General features: G+C 41.1%; 15 protein-coding genes. 3 read left to right on the plus strand and 12 right to left on the minus strand.

What is annotated here, in order from left to right:
- Nucleotides 1–201: 201 nt before the first annotated feature.
- From H8744_RS04710 to H8744_RS04725, 4 genes are all read right to left on the minus strand, one after another.
- Nucleotides 202–381 (minus strand): hypothetical protein, encoded by a 180-nt coding sequence (locus H8744_RS04710; protein ID WP_262433725.1) that lies wholly within the window; start codon nt 379–381, stop codon nt 202–204.
- A gap of 521 nt (nt 382–902) precedes the next feature.
- Nucleotides 903–4,253 carry a DUF6443 domain-containing protein gene (locus H8744_RS04715; protein WP_262433726.1) on the minus strand — a complete coding sequence of 1,117 codons (3,351 nt, stop codon included), beginning with the start codon at nt 4,251–4,253 and terminating at the stop codon, nt 903–905.
- Between the two features lie 84 nt (nt 4,254–4,337).
- Nucleotides 4,338–7,706, minus strand: a complete 3,369-nt coding sequence (locus H8744_RS04720) for an RHS repeat domain-containing protein (protein ID WP_262433727.1) — start codon at nt 7,704–7,706, stop codon at nt 4,338–4,340.
- Nucleotides 7,707–7,794: 88 nt separating this feature from the next.
- Nucleotides 7,795–8,961, minus strand: coding sequence for a T9SS type A sorting domain-containing protein (locus H8744_RS04725; protein ID WP_262433728.1), 1,167 nt, complete (start codon nt 8,959–8,961; stop codon nt 7,795–7,797).
- A 287-nt stretch (nt 8,962–9,248) separates the two neighbouring features.
- Between H8744_RS04725 and H8744_RS04730 the strand changes: the two genes are divergently transcribed.
- Nucleotides 9,249–9,644, plus strand: a complete 396-nt coding sequence (locus tag H8744_RS04730) for a hypothetical protein (protein ID WP_262433729.1) — start codon at nt 9,249–9,251, stop codon at nt 9,642–9,644.
- A 155-nt stretch (nt 9,645–9,799) separates the two neighbouring features.
- Here the strand turns inward: H8744_RS04730 and H8744_RS04735 are convergent, their stop codons facing one another.
- Nucleotides 9,800–10,498, minus strand: coding sequence for a YgjP family zinc-dependent metalloprotease (locus tag H8744_RS04735; RefSeq protein WP_262433730.1), 699 nt, complete (start codon nt 10,496–10,498; stop codon nt 9,800–9,802).
- Between the two features lie 134 nt (nt 10,499–10,632).
- On the opposite strand from H8744_RS04735, the gene H8744_RS04740 reads away from it, so the two are divergent.
- Nucleotides 10,633–11,373, plus strand: a complete 741-nt coding sequence (locus tag H8744_RS04740) for a head GIN domain-containing protein (RefSeq protein WP_262433731.1) — start codon at nt 10,633–10,635, stop codon at nt 11,371–11,373.
- Between the two features lie 253 nt (nt 11,374–11,626).
- Here H8744_RS04740 and H8744_RS04745 read toward each other — a convergent pair whose 3' ends face one another.
- The 7 genes from H8744_RS04745 to H8744_RS04775 all read right to left on the minus strand — a co-directional run bounded on the left by H8744_RS04745 (nt 11,627) and on the right by H8744_RS04775 (nt 17,319).
- Nucleotides 11,627–12,109: a DUF4252 domain-containing protein gene (locus H8744_RS04745; protein WP_262433732.1), complete on the minus strand. Its 483-nt coding sequence runs from the start codon at nt 12,107–12,109 to the stop codon at nt 11,627–11,629.
- Nucleotides 12,109–12,618 (minus strand): PG0215 family putative anti-sigma factor, encoded by a 510-nt coding sequence (locus H8744_RS04750; protein ID WP_305067440.1) that lies wholly within the window; start codon nt 12,616–12,618, stop codon nt 12,109–12,111. Before H8744_RS04750 ends, H8744_RS04745 begins: the two co-directional genes overlap by 1 nt.
- Nucleotides 12,608–13,117: a GFO_1088 family ECF-type sigma factor gene (locus H8744_RS04755; RefSeq protein ID WP_262433734.1), complete on the minus strand. Its 510-nt coding sequence runs from the start codon at nt 13,115–13,117 to the stop codon at nt 12,608–12,610. Before H8744_RS04755 ends, H8744_RS04750 begins: the two co-directional genes overlap by 11 nt.
- Nucleotides 13,118–13,177: 60 nt before the next feature.
- Nucleotides 13,178–13,951 (minus strand): acetylglutamate kinase, encoded by a 774-nt coding sequence (argB, locus tag H8744_RS04760; protein ID WP_262433735.1) that lies wholly within the window; start codon nt 13,949–13,951, stop codon nt 13,178–13,180.
- Nucleotides 13,952–14,103: 152 nt separating this feature from the next.
- Nucleotides 14,104–15,996 (minus strand): biosynthetic arginine decarboxylase, encoded by a 1,893-nt coding sequence (gene speA, locus H8744_RS04765; protein WP_262433736.1) that lies wholly within the window; start codon nt 15,994–15,996, stop codon nt 14,104–14,106.
- Nucleotides 15,997–16,115: 119 nt separating this feature from the next.
- Nucleotides 16,116–16,643, minus strand: a complete 528-nt coding sequence (locus H8744_RS04770; protein ID WP_262433737.1) for a shikimate kinase — start codon at nt 16,641–16,643, stop codon at nt 16,116–16,118.
- A 73-nt stretch (nt 16,644–16,716) separates the two neighbouring features.
- Nucleotides 16,717–17,319 carry a nitroreductase family protein gene (locus tag H8744_RS04775; protein WP_262433738.1) on the minus strand — a complete coding sequence of 201 codons (603 nt, stop codon included), beginning with the start codon at nt 17,317–17,319 and terminating at the stop codon, nt 16,717–16,719.
- A 114-nt stretch (nt 17,320–17,433) separates the two neighbouring features.
- Here H8744_RS04775 and H8744_RS04780 point away from each other — a divergent pair, with 114 nt between their 5' ends.
- Entirely contained in the window at nt 17,434–18,066 is a 633-nt protein-coding gene (locus H8744_RS04780; RefSeq protein WP_262433739.1) for a ribonuclease H1 domain-containing protein, read from the plus strand.
- Nucleotides 18,067–18,088 lie beyond the last annotated feature (22 nt).

Raw genomic sequence — 18,088 nt, forward strand, 5'->3', positions numbered from 1 at the left:
GAAACTATTGAATATAAATTAATTATAATCTCTTTTCTTTTATCGTTGAATTTAAATAAAAGTAAAGAAACGAACACCGGAAATAGTCAATAAATATTTTTATGACATCCTATACGAAAAGCGATCGTATATGTATGAGAATATATAATATCCATGTAATTAAAACAGTTAAGATTGTAGCAACTAATGTTTTATGTCCACTTACCCAAAAACGATACTAATGATAAAAGAAATCAACCCCACAAAAGGGGCTAAATAATAAAAGAAAAATAAGATAGTCAAGGCATCTCCTCCACATATTTTTTCAGCAATATAAACATATACCACAGTTAATATTGCCCATATTACCAAAGTAATGAAAGTTGTTTTAATAGGATTCATAAAAGATATTTTAATCAGAAATTATTTCACCATTTACCACTTTATATTTGCCAGGAGGCAAATTCCGTACTTGATCCATAAAATGTTTAATTCGATGAATTACAATTTCTCAAATCCTCCTCCTACAACAAAAACCTCCTCCATAGCTAGCATGCATCCCAATGATAAACATGACTAATATAGAATTTCCCTTCACTGTCGCAATTTTTATAAGCATACACATCTGCTTATTTACTAAACAGCGCTAAAAATAAGAATATTATCTGAACTATCAAAAGTAAAAATATAATAATTTTGTATCTAGAATACCACTCTTTATAAAGAAAACAAAGCATTGATATTATTACTATACCAATCAAAGGACATAATTTAATTGCTATTAGTATAGCTCTTAAAATGCTCTCTCCCCCCGCTGGATAGTATAATCCAACAATATAAGTTATCAAATAAACTAATATCCAATACAAAATGAATAATACCGCCAACAACACAAAAGGTTTTATATTTTTCATAATTATGGGTTATTGAGATATAATATTACCATCTACTACTATGTATTTACCTTCGGGCAATTTACTAACTTCGTCCCAGAAAGTATTTATTCCATGTGTTTTAATTTCATCATCATCATTATAATAGTCAATTTCAGACACTCCATCAATCTTTCCTGACGGGCTTCCTAAAAGTCTATTATTTGCTATATTATCTTGTTTATGAGACAACTGATATGTTTTCACCCCTTTAACAGTTTTTTGTTTTGTTGGTTGAAATGGTGCAAAATCAGCTTCAAATTCTATAACATTTACAGGTACACCCGCATCTATTAATCCTTTAATAAAGCCCTTAGCAAATGCGGCACCCATACTATGAGTGATGATTTTTATGGTTTCTTTAAAACTTCCATCATCATTCTTATAAACATATATAAAAATTTTAGCATATTCTTTTCCTTGTTTATATCCGACTTTATCCCTTTCTTTTGCAGAAAGATTCCATGGAAGACTATTTATCCCCCCATGCGCTCCATCAATATAATCCGCATTCCAATCTTTTATTCTATTCATTATCATTTTATCAATATTTACCCAATAATCTGATTTTCCACCTGATCCAGCATGCATTCCATTTATAAATATAACTAATCTCCCATCTCTATCCACTGCATTTATAGGATTGTTTAAACAATACGCATACGGACTAATCGAATAATACTTTTCACATAACGGATCAATGCTCATCCAACCGGGCCCGTCATTTCTTAAATACCTGTTTCCGAAATCACACCAATTCAATCCATGCATAGGATCGAACTCTTTACCACCGAATTTGTATGGTTGTTCACCATCTCCGGTACTTTCAAAGATACCACCGAATGGATAATAGTTGTTCGACTGCTCAATAGTCTCTCCATCTTGATTCATGACAACGCGGATATTGCCCAAATGGTCTTTCAGGTAATAATGATATTCATGGTCTTCACCATCCAACGTGATATAGCCCTCTTCTGTTAAAATACGCTCGATCCTGGTCTTAGGCGAACTCCATTTGTCACCATAAATCGTGTTATTGCTCTTATAAATTACATTTCCACCATAAAAAGTTTTAATAAAGTGCCGTGTAGGTGAACTCGTACTCATGTTTCCTTGAACCGACAAGGAAGACATAGGCGTGAGTGTAAAATCTGTAATCACATGTTCGGCACTCAGTTTAAGACCATTGGCATCATAACTGTAAGAAATGCTGCGGGGATTGCCATTGTCAGTAAATGATATCTCTTCCGGCAGGTTGAGGCAATTATAGGAGATGGAATTGATGTCCTTGTCCAAGTCTTTCGTCAGATTGCCATTGGCATCATAAGCAAAATCATCAGAGCCGTCGTCATGAAGATCAATATAGTTGAAACTGCCGCTCGCCAAAGGATCAATACCCGCATCACTGACATTTATCAACTGGTTACCCCGATAATTCAATGTTAAATCATCAACACGCGGGTAAGTATACTTAGGGGGCCCCTGAATTGAACTGAAATGTGAATCTTTGCCATATCGTTGAAGACGGCGGATGTTACCTTGCTTGTCATATTCAAGAACGCGCTCGCTGAAGTTGGGGAAATTTCCAGTAACAGCCAATTGAAAACTGGAATAGTCAGCCGAAAGCAGGCGGTTCAGGGCATCGTAAGAGAAATCATATCTTTGAGACGCGGTAGTACCCACACGCCATTCCATCACGCTGACATTACCGTTGAAACAGGCCGGGGAACCACCGTCATTGCTATCGTAGTAGAGGGACTGCTTAAAGGAATTGCCTGAAATTTTTGTCACCCAATTGCGAATGTTGTAACTGTAATTGGTTGTAAGGTTCGAATTCCCATGGAATCTTTTTGATTGCAAACGGCCTAACTCGTCATAGGCGTTTTCGGATAATACGACCGAAGGGTCTTCATCCAATTGGTGCGTTACTTTGGTCAAACGTTCCGCATGGTCATAAGTGTAACGATAGGTTTCAGTATGGGAGAATAAGGGGGGGCTGACGCTCCGGGCGACATGGCTATATTCCACGACAAGCGGTTTGCCTGTAAAGGTATAAGATGTCGTAGTGGTCTCCGTGCCTCGCATGGCATTGTCACTGATTACTTTCGTGACCCGACCATGAGTGTCATAATGGCTGACCGTACAGTAGCTTGTATAACCATCCAGACCAAATGTAATGTTACCTGTCAATAATCCTTTGGCATTCACACTGCCGCCTTCCTTGCCGGAAAAGCCACTGAGGTTCAGGAAAGTATAGTCGTCATAATAGTTCACTGTGTGAAGGACGGGTGAGGATATTCCAAAAGAAGAGGAATAGCCCGTATCACCTATTCCCTCCGCAAGGATCATGCGGGTGGAGGAATTTCTTGACAGTTGGGTCTTGACAATCTGGCTTTTTACTAAAGAGGTATTCGTATTGGTACAGATGCCACGCATCACAAGGCGATGGAAAAGATCGTAAAGGTAGAAGGTCCATTCGCCCTTCTTGCGTTGAACACCGTCCTGGGAAAAGATGAGGTTGTCAGCCTTGTCATAAACATATTTTACGACCTCACAGCCGGGAAGTGTTTTCTCAATGCAACGCCCGTATTCATCGTACTTATATTGGTATGCAAAAAGGGAGAGGCTGTCCGTATCTTGATAGCCGGGAGGGAGGACAAAACGCAAATTGTCGAAATCATCGTAGACATAATAAGTATCATACGGAGTGGCATTCGACATTTGCCGGCTAAGAAGCTGGCGGCCCAACTTGTCCGTGAAGAGGTAAGAGACATTTCCGTCCTCATCGGTGGATTTTGCAACATACAATTCCCGCGCAGGGTAAACTTTGTCCTGCGCCAGACTGTCAGTCGAAGTAACATAATAGTATTTACAGACAAGCTCTTTACTATCATCGTTCGTCAGATAAGAGGTGGAAACAGGATGTGTCCCCCAAGATGCTCCGGGGCCGTATTGTTTAACCACGCGGTTCAAGGGGGAGTCCTCATAGACCGTCTCGTCATAAGGACGGCTGTCGCCATTGTAAGTACCGGGAACAACGCTCTTGAAAGAAACGGGATCGAGGTAGGAGGAGGTACTGACATGGGGAAGCCAGCTCTTGGTCGCACGGCCGAAACCGTCGTATTCCTGCAAGGTGACAAGATTCGAACGGTTGGGGGTCACACCTTTCTGAACGGTCTGGGTAGGGCGACCAAGACCGTCAAAGTACTGGATGTTATCAATATATTTAGTTCCGGACTCGTTGAGAAAAGTGCGGGTAAGGACATAATTCTGGCTGCTCTCCTGTGAAAAAAGAGAAGAGAGTACAAATTGTAATATAATAAATGAATAAAATTTTCTCATTGTATGTCAAATTTTAAGATTCATAAAAATTATCCGTTCCATCAAAACCATCAGTAGCTGTGTCACCATAAGTAGCTTACAGAATTAAGGCTTATAGTGATATTCGAATTTATCCAATAGACTACCCTTATGATCCTTTCTGCCAATCAATCTTCCCACAGAATCATATTCATATGTTTCTGTGATACCTCTGGGATTTATGATACGGCAAGTATTACCCCATGAATCATAAACATAGACAGTAACCCAGCCGTGATCCTTCAATTTTTCTCGTACGGTATTGCAGTCGCTTTCCAAAGGGAAATTTGTCTGAGATAGCCTATTTATCAGGTTATCACCTAAAATAGTCCGAACTTCAGGATAAGTTATCCCCTGTATGGTAACTATCGGACGGGAATCGTTATAAGACCATAAAATAGTGGTCGGGATCTCATCGGCATTTATCTGACAGGGATAACCGCTTTTGTTATAATAAGGATAACTGATATCTTCCTTCAAAGGAGAATTACTTCTGTGTGACGTTCGAACGACTTTAGGGACAAAATGATTATACTCCTGTTTGTATTCTCTTTGAATAAACTCCACCAAACTGCCGTTTGTATACTTTTTTTCCTCCACAATAGGAAGCACTATATTTTTTTTCTTCATTTGCTCCAATACGGAGTTCGAACCGGCATTTGTAGGGTATTGATAGGTTATTACTCTCTCTTTATTATTTGAAAGAACTTTTACTTGGTTCTTTTGATAATTATCTTCATTGTAGCTATAAGTTTCAAGGGTCGGTTGCAACTGAACATTGTTGACATAAGTATGCTCCGTCATTTTAGACATCCTATTCCATTGCCCATATACAGGGTATTCCTTATAAAATCCGGGACGGTTGGACTCTGATTCTTTTCCATAAAAGATAAAAATGGATAATCCTTGTGTTTGTTCCTGCAAGCAATTAGTCTCATACTCATATTTCGTCGTACGCAATATGCGAGACTCGGCATCACAAACTTGTTGTTCCAACAGCGAACCGTTCATTGGATCTGAAAGTGTCGGATATTGTTCCATGTAAAATTGATTATATAAAACAGAATCTTCCTTATTATAATAGTAATATCGATTCATACCTTCATATTTTGTAGGGCCATATAAATGTTCTTCTACATAATCATATCCAACATAAGACCCTGCGGCACTGGGCATTGAAGGGATGTAAGAGACCGAAGAAACAAAAGCTACCGATGCGCTCGCCGTATAGTCGTATGTCATGACATAATATCGAACAAGGCCGTCCCATTCGGGCTTAGATGCAATTGGTTCATAACGATATTTAAAAGACAATATTTTGAAAAAGTCTAAATTGCTCATCAATCTCCCGGTACTTTTCCCATCCTTTTCGTAGACAAATTCTCTCTTCTGAACCAAAGAGTTGTTTGAATCATAATCTTCTATCCTCTTTATTCTCAACCCTCCCCCTTTACTACATTTGTCAGATGTGATTTTTGAGATCTCACAAATCATATAACTTACACCATATTCTTCCCTCAATTTCCTTATGTAATCTCCATTAATCTCCCTTCTGTCCTGATCTTTCAGGACCATGACATATTTCCCTTTTTTTAGAGTAAATGGTTTACAGGCTGGATCACCATTCATTACAGAAGCATAAACCACGGTTCCCGATGCAGTATTTTCCCGTAGTTCCAAATAGGGACATAAATATGGATTCATACTTGTACCGCTACTGCTATATTGTATCCTTCCGGTTATATATACAAGAGATTCGTCCGAATCTAACACAAATTCATTATTCCCTCCCATATAACCGGTAGTAGGAACCAATGAATAATCGGCAAGCCTCATCCGTGAAATATCCAAATAAGAGGTGTTAGAGAAATCATTCAGTTCATACGTAAATCGGGTTTCCCCCTTCGTAGGATAAGTGATTTGTGTCAGCAAATCATTTGTCGCATAATTTACATCAGGTGTACGATCCGCTCCAAATAAATATTGGTAGGAGTCCTTCTTTTTTATAAGCATAGAAGGAATAAAGGTACCCCAGCCATTAGGTGCCGGATAACCTATATCCGAAGATTTTTCAAACCCGCGTGATTTGCCATTCTCATACCCCCAGTAATCCACTGAGTAAGCAATCCCAGGGTGGCTACTTTTGTAATTAAAAATATACTTACTTGCATCCGGTTTCATAACCTCCGTCAAAAAAATCTTGTTAAACCCGCTGCCTGTTTGTCTCTCTTCCATTTGGAAAGTAAACTTCCTCACCAAACTTTGATCCATAGAATATATTTTTATAGCGGATAGACATTGGGGTGAAGTAACTTTACTACTATTATCAATGTATATTCCATAGACATCCCTCCGATCCACGGTTTCAAATTCTATTTTCCCATGTGGGAATTCTATTTCTTTTAAAATTTTCTGTAAGCTTACCGATGACGAATAAGTCAAAGCAAAATAATTAAAAAAAGGTACTGTTCCATCCCACAATGTACCGTCATGTTCCAGTATATAAGCTTTCCGTTCACTATAAGAAGGATAATTGGTAACATAATCATCCTTGTATTTAAACCGGATCTTATGATCCAAATGTGTTTTTATGGAGTCCAGAGTCCATGCTGTGTTTTGTTTGTTTCCATCACTTTTCGTGCCGGGATTATAAGTTTGTTGCCTAAAATTGTAATTACATACTTGATGATTATCACAATATTCACTGTTACTGTGAGGATAAGTATATTCGGGTGTTCCAAAATAGTAAGTATTTCCATTTCCATCAATGATCGTCCAAGTTCCTTGTCTGTAATTATACGAAACCTTCAATGGATTTCCTTTGGATTGAATTATGGGAGAAACATTATCCTGTTGCACTTCGTTCATAATCTGGTTCTTAAAGAACATGGTTCCCGAGTGGTCGCCAATATGGAAAGAATAAATATCAGGTTCCGTATCTACGAAAGGATAATTATTAATGACACCTTGTATTTTACTTGATTCATTTTCTTTGGGGATATAATTAATAGCCTGTCCCGACAAATATCGATTAGATTGGTAACTATAAAAATCATCCAACCCGTTTATAGTATGCCCTATCATCCCTCCGGCATTCAAACTCCATCCTAATCCAACCCAAGATGCTACACTTTCTTTCTTTACATTTCCGGGATGATATTGCAATTTAATGGGAATCGTTACATTATCCACTACTATGTTGTATATAGGAATCTGAATATCCGGTACTCCCGTATATGGTCCAACAGGAACGTTCCCAAAAGTTTCCAAACTACTTGCATTGGGGGATACCGGCACTATTTCATCAAGAGTTTGAGAAAAAGAAATGAAAGGTTTCATAAAGAAGCAAACAACTATAAACAAGACAACAGTTTTGTTTATCATCTTCTGCATTGAACCATTAAAAAAGAAGAAATAGTAATTGAATCGTTTCATATTTTGTTGGTTTAAATGGATTATTAATAACATGCACCTATATATGCGATAAGATTCGAAACGGGATTACTGTATACTATCTTAAAAACTACCGCTTCAGGACTTTCTCACCATAAGTCTTTCCGCCAACAACCAGACGGAGAAGGTATTCACCGTCTGGAAAACCAGCCAGGGAGAGCGTTTCGGTATAACGGCCAACGGGTTTTTCCTGCCTACGGACATCGCTCAGTTGACGGCCCTGCAAGTCATAAAGCCCGATCAGCACGTCTGCAGATTCGTTGAGGAGATAATCAATCTTCAGCTCGCCCTGAGCGTCGATGCTGATACCATAACTGATACGCTCATCGGAATAGTCCTTGCCATTGCCGTCTTCACCGTTGCCGTTGGAGACGGAATACTCTTTTTCAACGAAGCCGTCACGTCTCTCCCGGTTGTCGGAATCATCATCCAGCGCGTAGTATTGTTCGTGGGGAGGGTAATAAAAAGAGGTGGCAAAATAGGGGGATTCACTCCCCTGCCTGCATACAGAACCTTCAACGGACTCGAACACGGGATAGCGGTAGCCTTCCGCATACCAACGCCAAGTGTCCACCTGCAAAGAGGAGGAGTCATTGGCAAGATACCAGTCGATGCTGTCCCGGTCCAGCACAAACGGGACGGTGTCCGCGCGCAAAGAGGAACCCGGGGTGAAAGGCTCCATGCTTTCGACCATGCGTTTGCGATGATGCACGCGCAAAACATGCCTCAACGTGTCACCCCCGGGAAGAACAAGCATCCCGGAGGCATCCGCTGTAACCTGAGATTTACCCTGCACGTGGATGTCGAGCCGGCTGCAATAACTGCCAGTCCCTTCAAAATAATCGGTGAACGTACGACCGTAAATGAAAGGGAAAACGAGCAGGGTTTCAGGTTTGCGGTAAGTGATCAGGGTGGTGGGGTTCTCATAACCCAGGGAATAGAGGGAATCGCCACGCAGATGGTAATAGTACATCGTGCGGTGTTCAGTACCGACAAGGGTATCAGAATGGGCGTCCAAGGAACGGTAATTCAACTCGTAATGATCGTTCAACGGGGTTTGATCGCTAAAATCCCAGACAACCCCCACTCCCTTACCACCGGGAGCCTTATAGTCAACCTGCTGTTTGACAAGGTGGTCGCCCGAACGGGGAAGGTTACACGAACTGTTAAGGGTGGCCTGGGCAGACAATTGAAAGGAGAGTACAGACGCGAACAAAAGGGAAAGGAGTGATTTCATAAGCCTGACTTTTTAATTTGTGACGTTTATTAAACGAATTTTTCATATTCTTTAGGCAAAGAAACAAAAAACAACTAATATTCAATTCTAAAAACTCCTGTTTAATAACATAATAACGAAAATAAATCAAAAAATCACACTCATTTGTTTATAAAGAATTACCTATTCATCATTACTCCGTTCCAAATGCTCCTTTTTCAAGTCTGCTCTATTATTATCCTAATTGAAGATTAAGTATATGCGGCAAAATCCGTATCTTTATCCCGGAAATCTATAAAAGCATCTTTATGACACATCGTCTGAATACGAACAAGCAATTTATGGTAGGCAATGGAATCCTTGCGTTTGCCGTTATTTTTGTAGTGGTTATCTTCATCTATATGAGTCTGCGGCTCCAAAAAGAGAAACAATCGGAACGCCATTTTCTAGAGACATATAGCATCAACTTGGTTAAAGGTTTTACGGGCGATTCGCTATCGCTCTTCATCAATGACAGTCTGGTGATGAATAAGACAATTATGGAAGAGCCTGTTGCAGTAGATATCAATCGTTTTGCAGAAGAGAGCGCCTTGATGATTGTTGACAATATCACAGAACAGGTCTCGGTATTCGATTTAAGTAAAAAGGGAGGCAATTACCGTTTCGAAAAAGATGCGGAGGGAATCAAACAACTCTCAAGATAATAGCTACTTATCGGAAGATTAGGGGAGCTATCTAAAAATCGAAGACTGACCGATTGACCAAAGGAATATTCTATCAAAAGACAAATATAATAAGGGGACGGGGGATATTAAAAATATGTATAATGCCAGTCAAAACAAAGTGTCATCTCTATTTTTCATATCTCCGTCTTATATTGTTTCAATTCCTCTCGCAATTCGAGTGCCTTTCCATCTGTCACAGAATTGAGCAACGCCCAAAAACGTTCTCCGTGATTCATCTCGCGGGTATGGCAGAGTTCGTGAAGCAATACATAGTCAATCAGATGTTTGGGCAATAGGACAAGATAGTAAGACAAATTAATCGCTTTTCGTGCCGAGCAACTCCCCCAGCGTCCTTTACTTGAATTAATTTTCACACTTTTATAAGGGAGATTATATTGACCGGAGAGCATATAAAGACGAGGAGGAAGAATGATTTTAGCATTCCTGCGTAATGCCTCCTCAATCACTTTATGAAGCCATGACTGCAAGTTGCCATCCGTAAAATCAGCGGAGGGGGGACAGACAATACGCATCTCACCCAATTCGGAATGTGCCAGAAATTTATCTCTTTGTCCGCTCACCAAGGAAAGCCTAAAGTATTCCGTATCGATCCGATAATTAAGATCGATCAAAGGACGGGAAACTTTCTCTTTGCATCCGCGTAGCTTGTCACGCAGCTTATTGACCGCATCACCGATTTCGGCTGAAGTAGTTCCGGAAGGGACAGTGACATAAATTGCATCACTTTTGGCGCGGAAAACCAAACGACGGGCACGTGGATTAACATGAACGATCAAGGTACCCAACTCCTTATCTTCAATAATCTTTTCCATCTTTATCATACTTCTGCAAATAAACGAATAATAAGACGGACTTACGAAACAAATAATAAAAAAGTAATTGTATTTTGCAACTTTTTTAAAGCAAGCTACGTCTAATATGCAGAAACCTCAAAAACATAATAAAAATGAAAACAATCTTCAATGTATTAATGGCCTTACTATTTGCAAGCCTATTGATGAGCTGTACGTTCATCAGGGAGAATACCGAAACTCTAAAACCCAGTAAAAATTATATTACCCGGGATTTCAATGTGACAGATTTCACTGCGATAGATGCAATCACTGTCAGTGATATTCACTATACGCAATCGACGGATGGGAAATGCACCTTAAAGATCTATGGTCCGGATAATTTTGTGGAATTAATACAAGTGTCGATCAAAGACAAAACTTTAAAACTCACGATGGACAAACATAAGAAAATTAAGAATGCACAGAAGTTGAAAATAACAATAAGTTCTCCCCATCTGAATCGCATCGATTTCAAAGGTGTAGGCGACATTATTATAGACGACAAATTAACCACCAGCCGTCTTGACATCGAAAGTAAAGGTGTAGGCAATATCAATATCCAGGACTTGGATTGCCAAAACCTGATGGTAAGCTCCATGGGAGTAGGGAATGTTGAAATAAAAGGTAAAGCCGAAAATGCAACTTTATACTCGAAAGGTGTAGGCGATATTAGCGCCATAGCTCTGGAAGCAGTTCATGTGACAGCTTCTTCCAGTGGGGTAGGAAACATATCCTGCAATGCCATTCAATCCATAGATGCCTCGGTGAGAGGTGTCGGTAGTATCGACTATAAAGGTTCACCGGAACAAAAGGTGTTCAATAAAAAAGGAGTGGGAAGCATAAAAAACATATAATATTTTCTCTTAGATAACTTTTATTTCTATTCAGAGATGGAAAAGGGAAGTCTTCGTGAGGATGGCTTCCTTTTCTTTTTGTCAGCTCATACCGGTAAAAATAAAAGGGCTACTGCATCACGCGGTAGCCCAGCTATTTAGTTAGTTTTATTATAAAAATTTGAGAGAATTGAAACTTCACAGCCTCAAGTTGTTTTAATTAAGCACACTAACTATATTATATGTTTAAAGCAAATGAAAATGTCTAATTCCATCAAGAGCGTTTCGGCTTCATCGAAGCTGCCAACTGTGAGATAAACTCCGGACTCATATTACCGGTAAAGTTTATCACAGCAAAATGATTCTTATCGTGCATCAACATCACCAGTTCGATAATCGCATCATTCTTCTTCCGTACCATAATCTGGCAATTCGCAGATTTGTCCTTAAAAGAAAGAAAGGGTTCAAACCGTCCGGGATTCTTCTCCACTACCTTCAGAGCTGCGTCATAATACTTCTGTCCTTTCACTTCGGAAGTAAGCATCTGCATACTCTTCAAATTGGAAATGATCTCCAATACTTCATCATCTCTCTCGACATCGCTTTTCATTATTTCCCGCATCATCTTCGGACTAATCGTAATGCAAACCAGATTACTATCCGATTCGTACTCAGAAAGAAAACGGGAAGCAAAGTCCTGGGCCGATACAGCCACAGACAGCAATGCCATCCAACACATTAAAAGAACGCTCTTCATTATTCTTTCATCATTTCAACCGCACTGTTCTTCAAACTATCTGCCAGTTGCTGGTCTTGTGACTTATTTATACCTTCGGACACCATCATCAATGCGGAAGATACTTGCTTGTAAGCAACCTCCGGATCGTCGTATGTATCCGTATACATATCATAATTATAATCCAATGCCTCATCGGCAAAGAATGTATGTTGCGCTACATTGCCCAGCGAAAGCATGACGGCAATAACCGCAGCCGCCTTGAACAAAGGCATGAATCTTCCGACAAGGGTCAGACGCTTTGCCTTTACTACAGGTGCTTCCACTTGTGCCAAGATACGTGCGTCAAAGTCTTCACCCAGCCCTACTTCCTTCTGGACTTGCTGATAAACAAACAGGTCTTTATATTGAAGCAAATGAGCGGGAACTTCTTCTTTCGAAAAGAAGGAGCGCAATTCCGATTCTTCTTCCAAAGAAGTCTCACATTGCCAGTATCGCCCTAAAAGCTGTTCTACATACCTACAGTCCATATTCATCTATCTCAATATAACGTTGTTTCACTTTTTGCCTTGCCCTGAAAAGGTTTACTTTCACTTGTTCCTCTGTCAGGTTCAGGATTCTTGCAATCTCTTTATAGCTTTCACCCTCGATATCCCGCAGTTGCATGATAAGCCGCTGTTTTTCCGGGAGTTCATCGACTAAGCGGTGAATGATCCGCATCCGTTCCTCATTGATCAACTGATCATGTGGACCCGATGCATCTGCCTCTTCTTCCATCTCCGGGGTGATTTCCACGTTTTGGGCTTCTTTCTTCTGAATCCTGTCTATCGCCAAGTTTTTTGCCACTATCAGGCAATAGGCTTCGACCGATTCAAATTGTTGCCATTCATCACGCTTGTTCCATACCCGCAGCATGGTATCCTGTACAACATCCTCCGCTTCAGCCCTGTTCAGGGTAATCCGCAGCGCCAATCGAAAGAGTTTGTCTTTCAAAGGCAATATGTCGTTCCGGAAGCTGATCTCTTGCATCTCTATAATAATGACGGGTGAGTATTTGAAAAGTTACAGGGGGATTCCTATTTTTTTGAATTATTTTTTTATTCTTGTGCCTCCATTACCATTAATAGCTGTGGCCAAGGTTATTACGACTTCTGTCACACCTGCATGAATGGCAGCAAAAGAATTCTCTAGCTTAGGAATCATGCCTCCCTGGATCACCCCGTCTTCCACATAACACCTGAATTCATCCGGGGTGATCTGGGGGATAACGCTGTCGTCATCATTCTCGTCACGCAAGACTCCTTTTTTCTCAAAACAAAAGACAAGGGTGACATCGAAGAATTCCGAAAGGGCTTTAGCCGTTTCTCCGGCAATCGTATCGGCATTGGTATTCAACATATGCCCCTTTCCATCGTGAGTAAGGGGAGCCATGACCGGAACGACCCCTTTATGAATAAGATCGGAAAGCAAGGAAGCATCTACTTTTTCGACATCCCCCACAAAACCATAATCTACCTCCTGTACCGGTCGTTTGACAGAACGGATCACATTCATATCAGCACCGGTCAAACCTAATGCATTCACACCACGGGCTTGCAAACCCGCCACTATATTCTTGTTGACCAATCCACCGTAAACCATAGTGACTACTTTCAACGTTTCGGCATCTGTTATACGGCGGCCATTGACCATTTTGCTTTCAACACCCAACTGGGTAGCCAGCTTTGTGGCGGAACGCCCGCCACCGTGAACAAGCACTTTGTGCCCTCCGATAGCTGCAAAGTCATCTAATAGACGGTTGAGGGTGGCATCTTCTTCTACAATCTTGCCACCAACTTTAATAACGGTTAGTTTTTCTCTCATAATCTCACAATTATAGGCTACAAATCAGTACCGACAGGTATAAACAACGAGCTACGGGTTACAAGCGACACATCAGATTCCCGATATGATGACTCGTAGCCGGTAGCCCGTAATTTGTAGCGGAATATTTAATAATTTCCTTTTAAAGTATTTTATTCCAAATAAGTATATCCGTACAGTCCCGAACGATAGTTGGAGAGGAACTCTTTTCCTTCCTCCAAAGAAATCTTTCCATCTTTGACGGACTTAGTTACCCACGTTTCCAACGTACGGACGAGCTTCTTCGGGCTGTATTGCACATAGTCCAACACTTCGGCTACCGTTTCACCATCTATAATCTGTTCGATGGTATATCCTTTTTCGTTGACAGATACGTGTACAGCATTCGTATCACCGAACAAATTATGCATATCTCCCAATATCTCCTGATAAGCCCCTACCAGAAAAACACCTAGATAATAGGGTTCCTTACTTCTCAAACTATGGACAGGCATGTAATGTGCCACGTTTTTCGTGGATATGAAATTGGCAATCTTTCCATCCGAATCGCAAGTAATATCCTGCAAAGTGGCAGAGCGTTCCGGTTTCTCGTCCAAACGCTGGATAGGCATGATGGGGAATATCTGGTCAATTGCCCAAGAGTCGGGAAGCGACTGGAACAAGGAGAAGTTACAGAAATATTTATCCGCCAACAGCTTGGACAAGCCCCGGAATTCATCAGGCGCATGTTTCAAGCCACCAGCTATTTGGTTTATTTCGCGGGTGATGGACCAATAAAGGCGTTCAATCTGGGCACGAGTCTTCAAATCGACTATACCGTGACTGAATAAGTCGAGAGCTTCCTCACGAATCTGTTGTGCATCATGCCACGCTTCCAGCATCTTATTCTGGTTCAACGTATCCCAAATTCCATAAAGTTCCTGTACCAATTCATGTGCATCGGGAGCAATCTCTTCTTCTTCGTCCCATTCGGGCAGCGTGGTTGTTTCCAACACTTCGAAAATGAGTACGGAGTGATGGGCTGTCAAAGCCCTTCCACTTTCAGTAATGATATTCGGATGAGGAATACCATTCTTATCACTGGCATCCACAAGAGTTGAAATGGAGTCATTGACATATTCCTGAATCGAATAGTTCACGCTACTCTCGCTACTGGATGAACGGGTTCCGTCATAATCGACTCCCAGCCCTCCGCCAATATCGACAAACTCAACGTTGAAGCCCATTGAGTGAAGTTGCACGTAAAACTGAGACGCTTCACGAAGGGCGGTCTTGATACGGCGAATCTTTGTCACCTGACTACCGATGTGGAAATGAATCAATTTAAGACAATCTTTCAGCCCTTTCGAGTCCATGTAGTCCAATGCTTCAAGGAGTTCGCTGGAAGTAAGTCCGAACTTGCTGGCATCGCCACCGGAGTCTTCCCATTTACCGCTGCCGGAAGATGCCAGTTTGATACGGATACCGATATTCGGCCGGACGTTAAGCTGTTTTGCCATTCTGGCAATCAGCTTTAGCTCGTTCATCTTCTCGACGACAAGAAAAATCCGCTTACCCATCTTCTGGGCGAGCAAAGCAAGTTCGATATAACTTTCGTCCTTATATCCGTTACAGATGATCAATGAGTCAGAATCCGTATTTACAGCAATGACGGCATGAAGTTCCGGTTTGGAACCGGCTTCCAGTCCAAGATTGAATTTCTTTCCGTGACTGATAATTTCTTCGACAACCGGACGCATCTGGTTTACCTTTATGGGGTAAATGATAAAGTTCTGAGCTTTATAGCCATACTCTTCGGCAGCCTGCTTGAAACAATGGGCAGTCTTTTCAATACGATTGTCCAGAATATCCGGAAACCGCACCAACATGGGGGCTGTCACATCACGCAATTGCAGTTCGTCGACCAGTTCTTTCAGATCGACACCTACACCTTCTTTCCGCGGGGTTACAACCACATGACCTTTGTCATTAATACCAAAGTACGAGGTACCCCAACCTGTGATGTTGTAAAGCTCCTCAGAATCTTCAATACGCCACTTTCTCATTTTCTGTATTCAGTTGTTTTATTAAGTTATTTAAGGCAGCAAAAATAACTATAAATCCATAGTTTACAATCAGAAAGGAACGTTTTTTGCATAAGATACCTACATATGCCCCAAAATGGCTATAGATTTAATAATTCACGAAGCTTATCCACTGACTTTTCAATCTGCCAGCGGTCTTCCAACTCATCGCCACAGAATATAAATTGTGCCTGGGAATAAAAGGGAGCGCGCTTTTCCAGCGCCTGAACAATGAAATCTTTTAATTCACTGTCTTCTTTGCCCTGCAAGATGGGACGCTGCTGCTTAGCAATGCGCAAACGCCGGAACAGAACCTCCGGATCCACGTCCAAGAATACAGTAATACCATTCTGATTCATGAATTCCATGTTATCGAAAAAACAAGGTGCGCCCCCACCTGTTGAGATAATCACATTCTCGAAAGCGCCTACTTCGTGCAACATACTTCTTTCCAATTCCCGGAAGCCTGCCTCCCCACGTTCGGAAAACAGTTCTCCAACCGTTTTATGGAATCGCTCTTCCATATACCAGTCCAGATCGACAAACGGAATGTTCAGCTTGCGGGCAAAAGCCTTTCCTAAAGTAGTCTTACCAGCACCCATATAGCCGGTCAGGAATATACGAATCATAACATTACCTATCTTTATCTTTTCAGGGCAAAGATAGGTAATATATTCATAAAAACATATACAACAGAAGAGATCATTTAAAAACCTTCACACGTTCGGAAAGCGGTTCGAATTCTTTCTCCCCGGGTCCTTGAACCGGTGCGCCAAAAGGCATTTCAGCTATCAGGTGCCAGCTATGGGGTAATCCCCATGTATGACGCACTTCTTCGTCTATCAATGGATTGTAATGTTGCAAAGAAGCTCCCAAACCTGCATCTTCCAACATCACCCAGATAGCTAACTGGTGCATGGCGGATGTCTGTAAAGACCATCCGGGGAAATTATCTTTATACCCGGGGAATTGAGCCTGCAAATCTTTCACAACACGTTGGTCTTCAAAAAACAAGATGGTTCCATAACCACTTTCAAAACAGTTATCTATTTTCGCTTCCGTGCTTTTAAAAGCTTCGGAAGGGACAATCTTACGAAGAGTATCTTTTACTATTTCCCAGAGTTTTTTATGATTTTCACCCAAAAGTAAAACAACGCGGGTAGATTGTGAATTGAAGGCTGAAGGTACGTTGGTGACAGCAAAATCTACAATACGCTCTATCTCCTTATCTGAAATGGGAGATTGATTACTAATAGAATAGTAAGTTCTTCTGTGTTTTAGGGCCTCTTCAAATGACTTCTGCATGATAATATCCTTTCTTTAAAATTATAATCTATTATATAGATAACAACTGACTCCGAAAACTTGTTCGAGAATAAAATATATTTGTACCTTTACTGCCCAAATAAGTTAAAGTGAATGGCAAAGCAAAAATTCTACGTAGTATGGGAAGGGGTAAGTCCCGGAATTTACACTTCCTGGACGGAGTGCCAACTTCAAATCAAAGGATACGAAGGAGCAAAATATAAATCGTTCGACAGCCGGGAAGAGGCTGAACGCGCACTAAGTTCCTCACCCTATGCCTATATCGGTAAAAATGCGAAAAGTAAAGCCGGTAATCATAAGTCAACAGATGCATTGCCTCCTGCCGTAATAGACAATAGCCTTGCGGTGGATGCCGCTTGCAGTGGCAATCCGGGGCCGATGGAGTATCGCGGTGTACACGTTGCCAGCCGCCAAGAGATATTCCACTTCGGTCCGATGAAAGGGACGAACAACATCGGAGAATTTCTCGCATTGGTACACGGGCTCGCCTTATTGAAACAAAAAGGGTTCGACATGCCGATCTATAGCGACAGCGTGAACGCGATCAGTTGGGTGAAACAAAAGAAATGCAAAACAAAATTGCCCCGAACCGCAGATACGGAACAATTATTCCAACTTATCGAACGCGCTGAGAAATGGCTAAGAGAAAATACTTACACCACTCCCATCCTGAAATGGGAAACCAAACAATGGGGAGAGATTCCAGCGGATTTCGGAAGAAAATGACTACTCAAACTTCTTACCAATG

It is taken from the genome of Jilunia laotingensis (assembly GCF_014385165.1).
GTDB classification, from domain to species: domain Bacteria; phylum Bacteroidota; class Bacteroidia; order Bacteroidales; family Bacteroidaceae; genus Bacteroides; species Bacteroides laotingensis.